This window comes from Methyloterricola oryzae (assembly GCF_000934725.1).
In the GTDB taxonomy this organism is placed as follows: domain Bacteria; phylum Pseudomonadota; class Gammaproteobacteria; order Methylococcales; family Methylococcaceae; genus Methyloterricola; species Methyloterricola oryzae.
Window position 1 is genome coordinate 1 of sequence record NZ_JYNS01000071.1, and the last position, 1,410, is coordinate 1,410.

Consider the following 1,410-nt stretch of genomic DNA (forward strand, 5'->3'; position numbering starts at 1 on the left):
CCTAGTGTGCCCGGCATGGGCTAAAACTTGTTATCTGAAAGGAGATAACCGGAAGTAGTAACGACAACCGTAGCGAAACGCAAGGGGGAAGCCGCGAGGCCAACCTGAAAGAAGCGTGTAGCAAACGCACGACCGTAGGAACACGAACAAGCAGAGAGGCCGGGTGCGGGCGATGAGTGTGCTAGGGAACACGAAATCCAACCGTTACCGAAAGACGCATCAGGTAGAGCTTGGCGGCACGGGCGGAAAGTTTTAGCGCCTTACCCGGGGAGATCTCCCGAATGAGAGTTTGGGAGAAGTCAGCAGAGGCCGTAGTAGCGAAGAAGGCCCGGAAACAGGCTGGAGTAAAGGGCCGAAGAACCAAAAGACAGACCGTTGAAACAACTCCAGGAAGCGGCGAGCAGTATTCCGAAACAGGCGGGCGTTGCAACTGCGGCAGCTACCCGGACTGGTGACCGAGTGAGGCGGGTGGATTCTCGTCGGTAGCGAGGTAGCGGAATACGAGTCGAGACCTGGGCGAAGGAGAAATAGAAGGTGCTGAATGAAGATGTGATGGAAAGAGTCCTGAATCGGGACAACCTGCAAGAAGCCTACAAACGGGTCAAGGCCAACCAAGGATCGGCAGGCGTGGATGGGATGAAGGTCGAAGACTTTGCGGCACACGCCAGAAAACACTGGCCGGTAGTCGCAGAGAAACTCAGATCGACGACCTATCAACCCGGAGCGATTCGAGGCATAGCGATACCCAAGCCACAAGGAGGAGAACGAATTCTAGGCATACCGAATGTCCAAGACAGAGTGATCCAACAAGCGGTAAGCCAAGTTCTGAGTCCGATTTTCGAAGCGGAATTCAGTGACCATAGCTACGGGTATAGGCCGCAAAGGAGTGCGCATGACGCGGTCAGAGCGGCCAGTCGCTATGTGGCGGAAGGTAAAACGTGGGTAGTCGATATAGACATCAGTGCGTTCTTTGACGAAGTCAATCACGACATACTGATGGCGAAAATCGGCCGTAAGGTAAGAGACAAGCGCGTCTTGAAACTGATCGGTAACTACCTGAGAGCGCCCATGGAAAGAGATGGCCAGAGCATCAAGCGAAGCCAAGGCATGCCGCAAGGCGGTCCGCTCAGCCCACTGCTGGCCAATATCTACCTGGATGAACTGGACAAAGAATTGGAAAGCCGAGGTTTAAGCTTCTGCCGCTATGCCGACGATGTGGTGATATTCGTCAAAAGCGAAAGAAGCGGCCAGCGAATACTGGCCAGCCTGACGGAATGGATAGCCAAGCACTTGAAGTTGAGAGTCAATCCAAACAAAAGTGGAACAGGCCGTCCCTGGCATGGAAAATTTCTGGGATTCAGTCTCAACAGTGATGGCAGCCCAAGACTCGCCCAGGCCAGTTTGGAGAAA

The 1,410-nt window shown here is 54.0% G+C and carries 1 protein-coding gene; it reads left to right on the forward strand.

The window, feature by feature from the left end; translation table 11 throughout:
• Positions 1–534 precede the first annotated feature (534 nt).
• On the forward strand, positions 535–1,410 hold an 876-nt coding region (ltrA, locus tag EK23_RS21310; protein ID WP_145998789.1), incomplete at its 3' end, for a group II intron reverse transcriptase/maturase.